Consider the following 14,464-nt stretch of genomic DNA (forward strand, 5'->3'; position numbering starts at 1 on the left):
GCACCGACGATCCCGCGAGCCGGCCCATCGTGTGGATCTTGGTGGACAACCCGGGCGTTGTGGACAACTCGCTCACCCCTTCGGGTGAATCAGGTGAATCAACTGCCCGGCAGTTCCAAGTCGCTCTTGTTGAGCTCCTCGATGTTCACGTCCTTGAACGTCAACACCCTCACCTGCTTGACGAACCGGGCCGGTCGGTACATGTCCCAGACCCAGGCGTCCGCCATCGAGACCTCGAAGAAGACCTCGCCCTGGACCGAATGCACCTGCATCTCGTAGTCGTTGGTCAGATAGAAACGACGTTCGGTCTCGATCACGTACTTGAACAGCCCGACGACGTCGCGGTACTCGCGATAGAGCTTCAGCTCCATCTCGGTCTCGTACTTCTCGAGGTCCTCGGCGCTCATGGCATGTTCCCCTTCAGCCGTGCGTCCCCCTATTGTGCGCCAGGCCCGTCCGCCCCTAAACGATTTCCGGGGCCAGGATCACCGGCGCACCCGGCGGACCCTCCGCGAGCAGCGTGCGCAGCAGCTCGCCGAGTCTGGTCGGGTACACCGTCTCACGCGCCGCGATGAGTTCCTCGGAGGTCCACCACCTCGCTCCGGTGACGCTGCGCCGCTCCAGCTCGGTGAAGCCGTCCGTGGCCACCTCCGTCCGGTCGGTACGGGCCAGGAAGTACCACTCGTCCTGTTCCCAGCGCCGCCCGTCGAAGGGGAACGCGCAGTGGCGCTGCCAGAGCACCGGCCCCAGCTCCACCTCCGTGATCCCCGTCTCCTCCGCGAGCTCCCGCAGCGCGGCCTCCTCGCGGCTCTCGGCGCCCTCCAGCCCGCCGCCCGGGGTGAACCACCACTGCTCGGCCGGGTCCCGCGGCTCGAATCCGTGCAGCAGCAGGATCCGGTCGGCCGGGTCGAGCAGGATCACCCGGGACACCTTGCGGACCTCAGCCCCGGTCACCGACGCGCTCCCGTCGCCGTGAGCGCCCGAGGACCCGCGCCAGCGGCCCGTAGGCGGCCCCGAGGAGCACCAGCGCCGCTCCGGCCACCACCGCGGCCAGCTGGAGCCGCAGCGGCCCGGGGCGGGAGGTTCCGCCCGGCAGCGCGTCGTAGGTCGTCGGCCGCGCCAACATCGCGGGGTCCGGCCACGCCCGGGCGTCCACCCGCGCGCTCACCGAGTCCAGCGGGACCATGCCCTGTCCTGCTTCTTGCAGGTGGGCCCGGGAGTCCAGGGAGATCGAGCGCCGGTCGCCCAGCAGGAAGAGCTTGCCCTGCGGCACGGTCACCTCGAAGGTGACGTCCGACGCCTTGCCCGAGCCCGTGGAGGTCTGCGTGGACCCCGGATCCGCGATGTAGGGCTCGACCAGCGGCTTGCCGTTCAAGGTCAGCCGGCCCGCCGCGTCACAGCAGCGCACGGTGTCCCCGCCGAGCCCGACGACCCGCTTGACCATCGGCGAGTCGCTCCACACGGAATCGGTGAAGACGACCACGTCTCCGCGGCGCACCTCGGAGCCCTCGATCCGCTGCGCCATCACCCGGTCCCCGGCCTGCACCGTCGGGACCATCGACTCGGTCGGCACGGTGTACGGCCGGTACACCAGCGCACCCCAGGCGAACCCTCCGAGGAAGAGGGCGAAACCAATGGCCACGGCGATCCCCGACAAGACATTGCCGAGGCCGCCGCGGCCGTCCCTGCCACGTATCGAACCGTTTGACCCGCCCATACCAGCGCCCCCAGCACCTCGGAGATCGTCGACCTGGGCGGCACCCTACCCGGCGGTAGGCGTCTGGGTCAGCTTCCGCCGGCGCCACAGCACGATCGGCAGCGCCGTCGCGAGGCCCAGACCGGCCGGAGCGGCCGCGCCGAGCGCCGTCGCCACGGGCTTCTTGTTGATCCCCGGCTGGTCGAAGGTGTCCGGCACAGGCAGCGTGGACCAGCGGGTGATCGGCCAGGCGACCACCACGGCGCGGCCGACGACCTTGTCGACCGGCACGAAGCCTCCGGTCGAGTCGTCCTGGTGCCAGCGCGAGTCCTGCGAGTTCTGCCGGTGGTCGCCCATCACCCAGATCTTGCCCTTGGGCACGGTCAGCGGGCCGAACGGCTTGTCGTCACAGGGGGTGTTGCCCGGGAAGATGTACGGCTCGTCGAGCTGCTTGCCGTTGACGACGACCGGGCCGCCCTTCTTGCACTCCACGGTGTCCCCGCCGACCGCGATGGTCCGCTTGATCAGGTCCTTCTCCTCGGCCGAGGGCATCAGACCGATGAAGCTGAGCACCTTCTGCGCGATGTTCGGGTCCGGAGTGGGCTCGCCCGCGAGCCAGTCCGCCGGGTCGTGGAAGACCACGACCTCGCCGCGCTCCGGCTCCGAGCCGAACCACGGGGTCAGCTTGTCGACCAGGACCCGGTCGCCCTTCTGCAGCGTGTTCTGCATGGACTCGGACGGGATCGAGAAGGCCTGGACCAGGAAGGTCTTGATCAGCAGGGCCAGCACCAGCGCGATGCCGATGAGGAGCGGAAGCTCCTTCCAGAAGGACCGGTGCGCGGGCGGGGCGCTCTCGTCGTCGTGGGTCTCACTCTCGACGGCTGCCTCGGGCCGCTGGTCCTCGGGCTCATCGCGTCCGGATCGTGCTCCTACCGCCACGTCCCCCACATCCACTCCTCACTCCGATGTGCCGCCCGCGCCGAACCGGCGGGGGCCCTCCCCTCCCTTAACGAGCGGGAGTTCCCTTGGTAAGGAGCGGGAGACCTAGGACACACTATGCGAACGCGACGCCCCCTCGACGCGCGCGCCGCCCGCGGCGCCCCCGCCGGCTGCGGCGCTCCTCGTCCGGAACGGAGAGGAAGGTGGCGGGTTGATCGAACTCGCCCCAGTGCCCGTAGGGCCAGGCGATCACGATGGCCCGCCCCACCACGCCGCTTTCGGCGATCGTGCCGTGAAACGCCTCGTCGAGGTGGTAGCGGGAGTCGGCGGAGTTCGCCCGGTGGTCACCGAGGACGAAGAGCCGGCCCTTGGGCACCTTCACCTCGAACATGATCTCGGAGGGCGCGTTGCCGGGTGACACGTACGGCTCATCGAGCGGCGCTCCGTTGACGGTGACCCGGCCCCGGGCGTCGCAGCACTTGACGGTGTCCCCGCCCACGCCGATGACCCGCTTGATCAGGTCCTGCTCGTCGGCCGAGGGCAGCAGCCCGATGAAGGTCAGGCCCTGCTTGATCTGCTTGACGACGATCGGGTCGGCCGCGGGCCGGGCCGACTCGCCGCGCAGCCAGCCGCCGGGGTCCTTGAAGACCACGACGTCGCCGCGCTCGACCTCGGCGCCGAACCAGGGGGTGAACTTGTCCACGAGGACCCGGTCGCCGATCCGGATCGTCTGTTCCATCGACCCCGACGGGATGTAGAAGGCCTGGACGAGGAAGGTCTTGAGGAGCAGGGCGATGCACAGCGCGACCGCGACCAGCAGCGGCAGCTCACCGACCCGCCGGGTGCGCCTGCGCCGCTTGACCTTGCGGGCCAGCCTGCGCCGCTCCGCCCGACCGCCGAGCACGGCCAGCTCGGGGTCCGCGCCCTGGACCGGAGCCCCGGCCGGCGCCACCGGACGGGCGGGCTCCGGCTCCTCGCCGCGCTCCCGCCCCCGGCTACCCATGTCCACCGCCCGAGCCGCCGGCGGTCCCCAGGGACCTCCAGCGGGACGCGGGCCAGCCGATCCAGTCGGCCCGTCCGATCACCTTGTCCACCGGCACCATCCCGCCGCCCGGCTCCCCGAGGTGGTCCCGGGAGTCCCGGGACTGGGAGCGGTGATCGCCCATGACCCACAGGGTGCCCAGCGGTACGACGATCCGGAAGGGCACCTTCGACGCCGTGTCACCCGGATACAGGTAGGGCTCCGGCACGGGGGCGCCGTTCACCACCAGCCGCCCGCCCGCGTCGCAGCACACCACGTCGTCGCCGCCGACCCCGATCACCCGCTTGACGAAGTCCGTGTCGGAGGGTTCGGCGAGCCCGAGGGCCGACGCGGCGCCGCGCAGGGCCTCGCCGACCGGATTGTCGTCGCCGGCGCGCTCCGGCACGAAGGACCCCGTGCCGTCGAAGACGACCAGGTCACCGCGCTGGGGCCGGGACCCGGAGCCGTACGCCAGCTTGTTCACCAGCACCCGGTCGCCGATCGCGAGCGTCGGCTCCATCGAGCGGCTCGGGATCAGGAAGGGCTGCACCACGAAATTGCTCAGCAGCAGCAGGAAGACGGTGCAGACGACCCCGAGCAGAGCGGCGCGGCGCCAGGTGAACCAGCCGGGGCGCCTCGGCCGGGCCCCGGAGAACGCGAAACGCGACCTCCCCTCCCCCTCGTCGGGGGAAGAGCGGTCGCGTTGCGTGTGAGATGCCTCGGTGTCCATATCGGGGGCGAGCCTATCCGGATGCCTCCGGACGCCGAAGGGGACCTCAGCGGTCGCGCTTCTCCTTGATCTTCGCGGCCTTGCCGCGGAGCTCACGGAGGAAGTACAGCTTGGCGCGACGCACGTCACCGCGGGTGACGAGCTCGATCTTCTCGAAGATCGGGGAGTGCACCGGGAAGGTACGCTCCACGCCGACGCTGAAGGAGACCTTGCGGACCGTGAAGGTCTCGCTGACGCCAGAACCCTGGCGACGGATGACTACGCCCTTGAACTGCTGGATACGGGAGCGGTTGCCCTCGATCACGCGGACGTGGACGTTGACGGTGTCACCCGGGCGGAAGGCCGGGAGGTCCGTACGCAGGGTGCCGGCGGTGACGGCGTCGAGCACGTGGGACATGTTCTTCGTCTGCTTTCTTCGCACGACGCCACAGGCCGTCGGGCGGGTTCTTCGGAGAGAATTCGGGAGCTGTCCCGACCCGCGGGCGACGGTCCCCCTGTGGCAGGGGCGCACGCGGGCGTACAGCAGCCGCCTATTCTTCCACGGCCGGGGGCCTGCGCCAAAATCGGCCGTCGGGCGTCGGCGACCAGCCCAGGATCGAGAGGGTCTCGCGGTCCTTCTTGTCGAAGCCGGACGCCTCGCAACGCTCGATCAGGTCGGGCCTGTTGAGGGTGGTGCGGCGCAGCGCCTCGTCCCGGCGCCAGCGGGCGATCTTCCCGTGGTGCCCGCTGAGCAGGACCTCGGGGATGCCGCGGCCGCGCCACTCCGGGGGCTTGGTGTAGACGGGCCCCTCCAGCAGGTTCGCCATGTCACCGGGGGCGAAGGAGTCGTCCCGGTGCGATTCGGCGTTGCCGAGGACCCCGGGGAGCAGCCGGGCCACGGCCTCGGTGATCACCAGGACCGCCGCCTCGCCGCCGGCCAGCACGTAGTCCCCGATGGAGACCTCGTAGACCGGCATGCGCGTCGCGTACTCGTCCATCACCCGGCGGTCGATGCCCTCGTACCGGGCGGGCGTGAAGATCAGCCAGGGGCGCTCGGCCAGCTCGACGGCGAGTTCCTGGGTGAACGGGCGCCCGCTCGGGGTGGGGACGACCATGACCGGGCCGTGGGCGCCGGATTCGTAGCCGTCGGCGAGGGCGGCGTCCAGGGCCTCGCCCCAGGGGTCGGTCTTCATGACCATCCCGGGGCCGCCGCCGTAGGGGGTGTCATCGACCGTGTTGTGCCGGTCGTACGTCCATTCCCGCAGGTCGTGGACGTGTACGTCGAGCTGGCCGCGGGCCCGGGCCTTGCCGACGAGGGAGACGTCGAGCGGGTCGAGGTACTCCGGGAAGATGGTGACGACGTCCAGCCGCATCAGGCAGCGCCCTCGGGCTCGCCGTCGGCGTCGGCCCCGGCCTCGGCTTCGGCCTCGGCCTCGGCGTCGCGCTCGGAAGCGATCACCGCGCGGTCGTCGATCAGCCCGGGCGGCGGGTCGATGATCGCGCGCTGCTCCGAGAGGTCGATCTCCAGGACGATCTCCTCGACGAAGGGGATCATCACCTCGGTGCCGTCCGGCCGCTCGACGATGAAGAGGTCCTGCGAGGGCAGGTGGGAGATCTCGGTGATCCGACCGATCTCGGTGCCGTCCTGGAGCACGACGTCCAGGTCCATGAGCTGGTGGTCGTAGAACTCCTCCGGGTCCTCCGGAAGCTCCTCGGGGTCCACCTCGGCGATCAGCAGGATGTTGCGCAGCGCCTCGGCGGCGCTGCGGTCCTTGACGCCCGCGAAGCGGAGCAGGAGCCGGCCGCTGTGCACCCGGCCGGCCTCGATGGTCAGTGGACCCGCCGACAGGGGTTCGGTCTGGAGGACGGCACCGACACCGAGCCGCAGCTCCGGCTCGTCGGTGCGGACCTCTACGGTGACCTCACCCTTGATCCCATGGGCGCGGCCGATCCGCGCGACTACGAGCTGCACGCTTGTCTCTCCTGTTCAGACGACGACGGGCCGGGAAGGGCACATGCCCTCCCCGGCCCGTGCCGGTGATTCATTCCTGCGATGAACGCGGTCTCAGCGGACCTGGTCCACGTCGACGAGGTCGACGCGGATCCCACGGCCGCCGATCGCGCCCACGACGGTACGCAGGGCACGTGCGGTGCGGCCGTTGCGACCGATCACCTTTCCGAGGTCATCCGGGTGGACCCGGACCTCGAGCACCTGCCCGCGACGCAGGGTGCGCGAGGCGACCTGCACGTCATCGGGATTGTCCACAATGCCCTTCACGAGGTGCTCAAGAGCCTCCTCGAGCATGATCAGGCCTCGGTCGACTCGGCGGCGGCCTCAGCCTCGTCCGCCTTCTTGTCGGCCTTCTTGGCCTTCTGCGTGATGGCCTCGCCCTTGGTCTCGCCGATGCCCTCGAGGGCCTTGGCGAACTCGTCGAAGGTGCGACGCTTGCTCTCCTTGGTCTCCGGCTGCAGCAGCGGCGCGGGGGCCGGGAGGCCCTTGTGCGCCTGCCAGTCACCGGTGAGCTTCAGGATCGCGAGAACGGCCTCGGTCGGCTGGGCGCCGACGGAGAGCCAGTACTGCGCACGCTCGGCGTCGACCTCGATGCGCGAGGGGTTGTACGTGGGGTGGTACAGACCGATTTCCTCGATCGCACGACCATCGCGGCGGGTGCGCGAGTCGGCGACGACGATGCGGTAGTGCGGCTGGCGAATCTTGCCGAGGCGCTTGAGCTTGATCTTGACTGCCACTGGAGTGGTGTCTCCTGAACTTGACGTGGTTGGGCACATGAGATGCCACGTGGGGTTGCGGTACTCGGATGCCCGATGGACGCGTCAGCCGTAGGAGAGAGGGGTCCTGTTCGACTGTCGAGTACAGCTAGTCATTGTGCCACATGCCCGCGGTGCTTCCACCCGGGGCCGTCCCCGCCCGGCCCGTACCCGCACCGCGCTCAGGAAGCCGCGGCGGAGACGGCCACCTCGGGGATGCGGAAGGGCTTGCCGCAGCCGCCGCACACGATCGGGGCCTGGGCGAGCACCGACGGCACGACCCGGACGTTGCGCCCGCAGTCGCAGACCGCCTTGACGCGCACCCCGCCGCCGGAGGACCCGTGCCGGGCGGCCGGCCCGCGGAAGCTGCGCTTGGTGTCGGCGGCGGTGGCGACGGTATGGGCCTTCAGGGCGCGCTGGAGGCGCTCCATGGTCGGCCGGTACCGCTTCTTCGCCTCGGGGTTCAGGGCGACCAGTGAGAAGCCGCTGCTGGCGTGCGGCTCCTCGGAGTGGTCCAGGCCCATCTCCTCGGCGATCGCGAGGAATCTACGGTTGTGGTAGCGGCCGGCACGGGACGTGTCACGGACACCGCGGGCTGCGGCGATGCCGTGGACTGCCTCGTGCAGCAGTCGCTCGAAGGAGAGTTCCGCGCCGCAGGCGGACGAGGACTCTCCGATCAGGGACTCGGGCGCGGCAAGGTCAGGCAGCTCGGGGTGGTACCGCTGAATATCGGCCCACGCCTGCGCCAGCTCTGCGGCGAGAACAGGTGGTGTCGTGCTCACGTCGTGACAACGAGCCGAGGTGCCCCGGTGTTCCGATTCCGGGCCATTCCAAATTTTTTGCACGTACCAGTCAGTTCAGTCTCATGCGTCCTGATGAGGCCGGGTGCGCAGATCTCCGGAGGAGTCGGTACGTATGGGGGTGCCCCCGGAGGTGGTCAGTCACCTTCCGGGGGCACCCCCAGCGTCACTTCAGGTCACATCAGTAGGAACGCGCCACGATGGCGAGGGTTCCGGGAGCGTCGTCCGCCTGCGGGACCGAGCCGTCCTCGGCGATGAGGCAGCGCACGGAGACGGCCTGCTCGGCGAGCTTCGCCTCGCCCTCGGGGCCGAGGTCGGCCCACGGGATCCGCGCCCAGCCACCGGCGACGGCGGCCTCCGCGGCCTCCCCGATGGTCGCGACGTCGCAGGTACGGGCCTCGCGGCGCTCGCGGGACTCGCGCAGCAGCTGCGCCTGGTCCTCCTCCAGCACCTTGGGCAGCAGCGCGGCCAGGTCCGTGATCCGCACCGGCTCCTTGCCGCCCGGGATCCGGCGGGCCAGCATCGCGGTGCCGGCCTCCAGGTCACGGGGGCCGATCTCGATGCGGACCGGTACGCCCTTGAGCTCCCAGTCCACGGCGCGACGGCCGAAGGGGGTGTCGACGCGGTCGTCGACCTGCACCCGGATGCCCGCGGCCTTGAGCTGGTCGCCCAGCTCGCGCACCTTCGCGACGGCCTCGTCGCCCTTGATCGCCATGACGACGACCTGGACGGCCGCCAGCCGCGGCGGCACCCGCAGCCCGTTGTCGTCACCGTGGGACATGATCAGGCCGCCGACCATGCGGGTCGAGACGCCCCACGAGGTCTGCCAGACCAGCTCCTGCTTGCCTTCCTTCGACAGGTACTGCGTGTTGAAGGCCTTGGCGAAGTTGGTGCCCAGCTCGTGGCTGGTGCCCAGCTGCAGCGCCTTGCCGTCGCCCATCATGCCCTCGAGGGTGAGGGTGTTGATGGCGCCCGCGAAGCGCTCCTTGGCGGTCTTGCGGCCGAGGACGACGTCGATGCCGAGCACGTTGGTCATGAAGTCGCCGTAGACGTCCGTGTGGATCCGGGCGGCGTAGTCGCGGGCGTCCTCGTAGGTGGCGTGGGCCGTGTGGCCCTCCTGCCAGAGGAACTCGCTCGTACGGAGGAAGACGCGCGGACGCATCTCCCAGCGGACCACGTTCGCCCACTGGTTGATCAGCAGGGGCAGGTCGCGGTAGCTCTGGACCCACTTGGAGAAGTAGTCGTTGATGATCGTCTCGGAGGTCGGCCGGACCACGACCGGCTCGTCGAGCTCCTTGCCGCCGCCGTGCGTGACGACCGCCAGCTCGGGGGCGAAGCCCTCGACGTGCTCGGCTTCCTTCGTCAGGTACGACTGCGGGATGAACAGCGGGAAGTACGCGTTCTGGGCGCCCGCGTCCTTGATGCGCGCGTCCATCTCCTGCTGCATCCGCTCCCACAGCCCGTAGCCGTACGGTCGGATGACCATGGTGCCGCGTACCGGACCGTTGTCGGCCAGCTCGGCCTTGTTGATCAGATCCTGGTACCAGCGGGGGAAATCCTCCGCCTGGGGGGTGAGAACGGGTGCCTTTGCCATGGCGCGAATGGTACGGCGCCCGGCACGCCGAACGTGAATCGGGGCCGGCGCTCCTCTGGACGCGGGGGCGAATGGGGAGTTCCCTGGCAACGGGGGCCAAGGGGGCGACACGGAATCAGGAGCGCTCTTTCGATGACACCGACGCCGACGGCGACGCACGTGGCCCGGGACTGGGCGGAGATCCAGGAACGGATGCTGGTGCCGCTCTACGAAGCGGTCTACGACCGACTGGAGGTCGGGCCGGGCGACCGGCTGCTCGGCCTGGACTGCGGGGCCGGTCTCGGCCTGCTGCTGGCCGCCGGCCGGGGCGCCCGGGTGACCGGGGTCGAGGGGCGGCCCGCGCTGCGGGCCCTGGCCGGGGAGCGGGTGCTGGAGGTCCTGGCCGCGCCGCCCGTGCCGGGGCCGGAGCTGCGCCCGTACGACGTGCTCACCTCCGTGGGGCCCGATCCCCGGGCGCTGCCCGCGGCCCTGGCCGTGCTCCGCCGCGGCGCGGCGGTGGTGCTGGCCGACTGGGGGCCGCCGGAGCGCTGCACGGTCCCCGCGCTGCCGGGCGGCGGGCCCGCGCCGGTGGACCTGGACGCCCTGGTGGAGCGGGCCGGGCTGCGGCCCGACGGCTCGGGGCGGGTGTTCTGCCCCTTCGGGTACGCGGACATGGAGAGCGCGGTGCGGGGCCTGCTCTCGACCGGGCTCTACGACGGAGCCGACCCGGTGCAGGCGGAGAAGGAACTCGTCGAGGCGCTGCACCCCTTCGAGCGACCCGACGGGGCCGTGTGGCTGCCGAACATCTTCCGGTACGTCATCGCCCGGACGGCCTGAGGAGGGGCGGTCCGGGCGGGTGGCGGCGGGGGCGCGCGGCCCCCGCTACCGCTCCTTCGACAGCCGGGTGATGCCCGCCGCCTCGTACGCCGCCGCCTCCTCCAGCGTCTCGTTCGCCAGCAGGGCCTGCGCCAGCGCGTCCAGCTTGTCGCGGTTCTCGCGCAGCAGCCGGCAGGCCGACTCGTAGCACTCGTCCACGATCCTGCGCATCTCGTGGTCGACCGCGTCGAGGGTGGCGGGGGCCGCGGAGAGGCCGTAGGGGCTCTGTCCGTCGGAGGGAATCGCGGTCAGCCTGCCCACGCGCTCGCTCATGCCCCAGCGGGCGACCATGCCCCGGGCCAGGTTGGTCACCTGTTCGAGGTCGTTCTCGGCGCCGGTGGTGATGACCTCGTAGACCACCTGTTCGGCGGCCATCCCGCCGAGCGCGCCGATGATCCGGCCGCGCAGGTACTTCTCGGTGTACGCGTACCGGTCGGCGTCCGGGGTGGAGAGGGTGACGCCGAGGGCCCGTCCGCGCGGCACGATGGTGATCTTGCGGACCGGGTCGGCGCCCGGCTGGAGCATGCCCAGCAGCGCGTGGCCGCTCTCGTGGTACGCCGTGCGGCGGCGCTCCTCCTCCGGCATGACCAGCGGCCGCTCCGCGCCGAGCTGGACCTTCTCCAGGGCGTCGGACAGGTCCGTCTGGGTCACGGCCTTCTGCTCGCGCTTGACGGCCAGCAGGGCCGCCTCGTTGGCGAGGTTGGCGAGTTCGGCGCCGGTCATCCCCGGGGTGGTGCGGGCGACCTGGGCCAGGCTCACCTCCTGGGCCAGCGGGATGTCGCGGGTGTGGATGCGCAGGATGGCCTCGCGGCCGCCGCGGTCGGGCGGGGAGACCACGACCGTGCGGTCGAAGCGGCCGGGCCGGGTGAGGGCGGGGTCGAGCACGTCGGCGCGGTTGGTGGCGGCGATGACGACGACGCCCTCGGAGCCGGAGAAGCCGTCCATCTCGGTGAGGATCTGGTTCAGGGTCTGTTCGCGCTCGTCGTGGCCGCCCATGCCCGCGCCGCCGCCGCGGGCCCGGCCGATGGTGTCGATCTCGTCGATGAAGATGATCGCGGGGGCCACCTTGCGGGCCTCGGTGAACAGTTCGCGGACCCGGGAGGCGCCGACGCCGACGATCATCTCGATGAACTCGGAGGCGGAGGCCGAGAAGAACGGCACGCCGGCCTCGCCGGCGACCGCGCGGGCCAGCAGGGTCTTGCCGGTGCCGGGCGGACCCGCGAGCAGGACGCCTCCGGGCATCCGGGCACCCATCCGGTGGTAGCGCTCGGGGTTCTTGAGGAAGTCGACGACCTCGCTCAGCTCGCCTTCCACCTCGTCGATGCCCGCCACGTCCTCGAAGGTGGTGCGCTTGCTCCCTTCCAGCTCGACCGGCTTGGGCGGCTGCTTGCGGCCGAGCCCGCCGGGGACGCCCAGGCCGCCGCCGCTCATCCTGCGGGCGATGAGCACCCACAGGCCGACGAGCAGCAGCATCGGGGCGAGCGAGATGAGCAGGTTGGCCAGGAAGCTGCGGTGCTCCACGACCGGGGAGGCGGTGACGACGACACCCTTGGACGTCAGGTTGGACCAGAGCTGGTCGTCGGCGAAGGCGGGGCGCTGGGTGACGAACTTGGTGTAGTCGCCGTCCCCGTCCCCGGCGGGCCTGGGCTGCTTGTTCTTCAGCTCGCCCTGGATGGCGTCGCCCTTGGAGTAGATCTTCGAGACGTTGCCGCTGGTGACCTGCTTGCTGAACTCGGTGTACGGGATGGTCGGCTCGTCGCCCTCGTTGAAGAACGACAGCACCAGGTTGGTCAGCAGGTAGACGATCAGCGCCGTCAGGATCAGCCCGCGCCAGCCGCCGGGCATCTTCTTCTTGGGGGGCGGGGCGGGCGGGGCGCCCTCGGAGCGCCAGGGCGTGTCGGCCCGGTCGCGCGGCGGTACGGGGGTGGGGCTGGGCACGAGGCCTCCTTCTGCCGTCCTCCCGGCCGACATTAAGCCACAAACCGGACCATCGCCCCATGGGGCGGCACCCTGGGCGGCAGCCCCGCCGCGGCGGGGCGAGCGGCCCGCGCACGCGAGGGGCCCCGGTCGCTGGTCGCGACCGGGGCCCCTCGTGGTGCGTGCTACTTCATGAACTTCTTGAACTCGTCGGGGAGTTCGAAGTCCTGGCCGGCGGGGCCGGCGGGCAGACCGAACGGGTTGCCCGCGGCGCCGCCCGGCTCGGCGGCCTCCTGCGGTCCCTGCTCCTTGCGCAGGGCGGCCGCGGCCTCCTCTTCCTTGCGCTTCATCGGGTTGCCGCTCTTGCGCTTGCCCTTGGCCTGCTTGATCTGCTTCTTCTGGCGGCCGGGGCCGCCGCCCATGCCCGGCATGCCCGGCATCCCGGGCATGCCGCCGCCCTGGGCCATGCGGGACATCATCTTGCGGGCGTCGAAGAACCGCTCGACGAGCGACTTCACGGCGCTGACCTCGACGCCGGCGCCCTTGGCGATGCGGGCGCGGCGCGAGCCGTTGATGATCGTCGGGTCCTGGCGCTCGGCCGGGGTCATCGACTTGATGACGGCCGCGGTGCGGTCGATGTCACGCTCGTCGATGTTGTTGATCTGGTCCTTGATCTGCCCCATGCCGGGCAGCATGCCGAGCAGCTTGGAGATGGAGCCCATCTTGCGGACCTGCTCCATCTGGGCCAGGAAGTCGTCGAGCGTGAACTCCTTCGGACCCTTCGCCAGCTTGGCCGCCATCTTCTCGGCTTCGGCCTGGCTGAAGGTCTTCTCGGCCTGCTCGATCAGGGTGAGCATGTCGCCCATGTCGAGGATCCGGCCCGCCATGCGGTCCGGGTGGAAGGCGTCGAACTCGTCGAGCTTCTCGCCGTTCGAGGCGAACATGATCTGCTTGCCGGTGACGTGCGCGATGGAGAGCGCGGCACCGCCGCGGGCGTCGCCGTCGAGCTTGGAGAGCACCACGCCGTCGAAGCCGACGCCGTCGCGGAAGGCCTCGGCGGTGTTGACCGCGTCCTGACCGATCATCGCGTCGACGACGAAGAGGATCTCGTCCGGGCTGACGGCGTCGCGGATGTCCGCGGCCTGCTGCATCAGCTCGGCGTCGATGCCGAGGCGGCCCGCGGTGTCGACGATCACGACGTCGAACTGCTTGGTGCGGGCGTACTCGATGGAGTCCTTGGCGACCTGCACCGGGTTGCCGACGCCGTTGCCGGGCTCGGGCGCGTAGACCGCGACGCCGGCGCGCTCGGCGACCACGCTGAGCTGGTTGACGGCGTTGGGGCGCTGGAGGTCGCAGGCGACGAGCAGCGGGGCGTGGCCCTGGCCCTTGAGCCAGAAGCCGAGCTTTCCGGCGAGGGTGGTCTTACCGGCGCCCTGGAGGCCCGCGAGCATGATCACGGTGGGGGCGGTCTTGGCGAACCGCAGGCGGCGGGTCTCGCCGCCGAGGATCCCGACGAGTTCCTCGTTGACGATCTTGAGGACCTGCTGGCCGGGGTTGAGGGCCTTGGAGACCTCTACGCCGAGGGAGCGCTCCTTGACCTTCGCGATGAAGGACCGGACGACGGGGAGGGCGACGTCTGCCTCGAGGAGGGCGATACGGATTTCCCGGGCCGCAGCGTCGATGTCCTGCTCGGAGAGGCGACCTTTGCCCCGGAGGCTCTTGAAGGTCGCGCTGAGGCGGTCGGAAAGCGTATCGAACACGGTAGTCGCGATTCCTCGGGTCGGGGGCGTGTGGTCGCCCCCCAGGGTATCGGGCCGCACCCCATGCCGGACCCTGCGGGGCGCCGCCCGTCCCGGAACACCCCCCGCGACCTCCGGCCGGGCTGGATCCGCCCCGTCCCCCCGCTCCCCTCCGGCAGCGCCTCAAACGCCGGCGAGGCCGAATCCGGCCCGGCCCCGGCCGCCACCAGTGGCACCTCAATCGCCGGCGAGGCCGAATCTGGCCCGGCCGCCCCGACCGCCTCCGGCAGCGCCTCAATCGCCGGCGGGGCTGATTCAGCCCGGCCCCTCGGGCGCCTCCGGCAAGCTGATCTACCCCGGTCCTCCGATCGCCTCCGGCGGCGCCTCAATCGCCGGCGAGGCTGTTTCAGCCCCGCCGGCGATTGAGG

General features: G+C 71.0%; 16 protein-coding genes. 1 reads left to right on the forward strand and 15 read right to left on the reverse strand.

What is annotated here, in order from left to right:
• Positions 1–98 precede the first annotated feature (98 nt).
• The 13 genes from ACZ4UB_RS12845 to proS all read right to left on the reverse strand — a co-directional run bounded on the left by ACZ4UB_RS12845 (position 99) and on the right by proS (position 9,525).
• Positions 99–407, reverse strand: a complete 309-nt coding sequence (locus ACZ4UB_RS12845; RefSeq protein ID WP_005311352.1) for a DUF2469 domain-containing protein — start codon at positions 405–407, stop codon at positions 99–101.
• Positions 408–462: 55 nt separating this feature from the next.
• Entirely contained in the window at positions 463–954 is a 492-nt protein-coding gene (locus tag ACZ4UB_RS12850) for an NUDIX hydrolase (protein ID WP_468070171.1), read from the reverse strand.
• Positions 941–1,717: a signal peptidase I gene (gene lepB / locus ACZ4UB_RS12855; RefSeq protein WP_468070172.1), complete on the reverse strand. Its 777-nt coding sequence runs from the start codon at positions 1,715–1,717 to the stop codon at positions 941–943. Before lepB (ACZ4UB_RS12855) ends, ACZ4UB_RS12850 begins: the two co-directional genes overlap by 14 nt.
• A gap of 45 nt (positions 1,718–1,762) precedes the next feature.
• Positions 1,763–2,635 (reverse strand): signal peptidase I, encoded by an 873-nt coding sequence (gene lepB / locus ACZ4UB_RS12860; RefSeq protein WP_468070173.1) that lies wholly within the window; start codon positions 2,633–2,635, stop codon positions 1,763–1,765.
• A 115-nt stretch (positions 2,636–2,750) separates the two neighbouring features.
• Entirely contained in the window at positions 2,751–3,638 is an 888-nt protein-coding gene (gene lepB / locus ACZ4UB_RS12865; protein ID WP_468070293.1) for a signal peptidase I, read from the reverse strand.
• Positions 3,631–4,386, reverse strand: a complete 756-nt coding sequence (gene lepB / locus ACZ4UB_RS12870) for a signal peptidase I (protein WP_468070174.1) — start codon at positions 4,384–4,386, stop codon at positions 3,631–3,633. Before lepB (ACZ4UB_RS12870) ends, lepB (ACZ4UB_RS12865) begins: the two co-directional genes overlap by 8 nt.
• Before the next feature lie 46 nt (positions 4,387–4,432).
• Positions 4,433–4,783 carry a 50S ribosomal protein L19 gene (rplS, locus tag ACZ4UB_RS12875; protein WP_351039983.1) on the reverse strand — a complete coding sequence of 117 codons (351 nt, stop codon included), beginning with the start codon at positions 4,781–4,783 and terminating at the stop codon, positions 4,433–4,435.
• Positions 4,784–4,916: 133 nt separating this feature from the next.
• Positions 4,917–5,738 (reverse strand): tRNA (guanosine(37)-N1)-methyltransferase TrmD, encoded by an 822-nt coding sequence (gene trmD / locus ACZ4UB_RS12880; RefSeq protein ID WP_468070175.1) that lies wholly within the window; start codon positions 5,736–5,738, stop codon positions 4,917–4,919.
• On the reverse strand, positions 5,738–6,337 hold the full coding sequence (gene rimM, locus ACZ4UB_RS12885; protein ID WP_468070176.1) for a ribosome maturation factor RimM: 600 nt from the start codon (positions 6,335–6,337) through the stop codon (positions 5,738–5,740). Before rimM ends, trmD begins: the two co-directional genes overlap by 1 nt.
• 93 nt (positions 6,338–6,430) lie before the next feature.
• The gene (locus tag ACZ4UB_RS12890) at positions 6,431–6,670 is read right to left on the reverse strand and encodes an RNA-binding protein (RefSeq protein ID WP_283456387.1); all 240 of its coding nucleotides are present in this window, start codon (positions 6,668–6,670) and stop codon (positions 6,431–6,433) included.
• Between the two features lie 2 nt (positions 6,671–6,672).
• Complete coding sequence (rpsP, locus tag ACZ4UB_RS12895; RefSeq protein WP_330332868.1) at positions 6,673–7,113, reverse strand: 30S ribosomal protein S16; 441 nt, start codon at positions 7,111–7,113, stop codon at positions 6,673–6,675.
• A gap of 200 nt (positions 7,114–7,313) precedes the next feature.
• Positions 7,314–7,913: a hypothetical protein gene (locus tag ACZ4UB_RS12900; RefSeq protein WP_354380087.1), complete on the reverse strand. Its 600-nt coding sequence runs from the start codon at positions 7,911–7,913 to the stop codon at positions 7,314–7,316.
• Positions 7,914–8,112: 199 nt separating this feature from the next.
• Positions 8,113–9,525, reverse strand: coding sequence for a proline--tRNA ligase (proS, locus tag ACZ4UB_RS12905; protein WP_468070177.1), 1,413 nt, complete (start codon positions 9,523–9,525; stop codon positions 8,113–8,115).
• Positions 9,526–9,657: 132 nt separating this feature from the next.
• Here proS and ACZ4UB_RS12910 point away from each other — a divergent pair, with 132 nt between their 5' ends.
• Positions 9,658–10,341 carry a methyltransferase type 11 gene (locus ACZ4UB_RS12910; protein ID WP_468070178.1) on the forward strand — a complete coding sequence of 228 codons (684 nt, stop codon included), beginning with the start codon at positions 9,658–9,660 and terminating at the stop codon, positions 10,339–10,341.
• A gap of 45 nt (positions 10,342–10,386) precedes the next feature.
• On the opposite strand, the gene ftsH is transcribed toward ACZ4UB_RS12910, so the two are convergent.
• Both ftsH and ffh read right to left on the reverse strand, forming a co-directional pair.
• Positions 10,387–12,351, reverse strand: coding sequence for an ATP-dependent zinc metalloprotease FtsH (ftsH, locus tag ACZ4UB_RS12915; RefSeq protein ID WP_468070179.1), 1,965 nt, complete (start codon positions 12,349–12,351; stop codon positions 10,387–10,389).
• A gap of 131 nt (positions 12,352–12,482) precedes the next feature.
• Positions 12,483–14,057 (reverse strand): signal recognition particle protein, encoded by a 1,575-nt coding sequence (gene ffh, locus ACZ4UB_RS12920; RefSeq protein WP_468070180.1) that lies wholly within the window; start codon positions 14,055–14,057, stop codon positions 12,483–12,485.
• Positions 14,058–14,464 lie beyond the last annotated feature (407 nt).

It is taken from the genome of Streptomyces sp. NPDC028419, assembly GCF_055565515.1.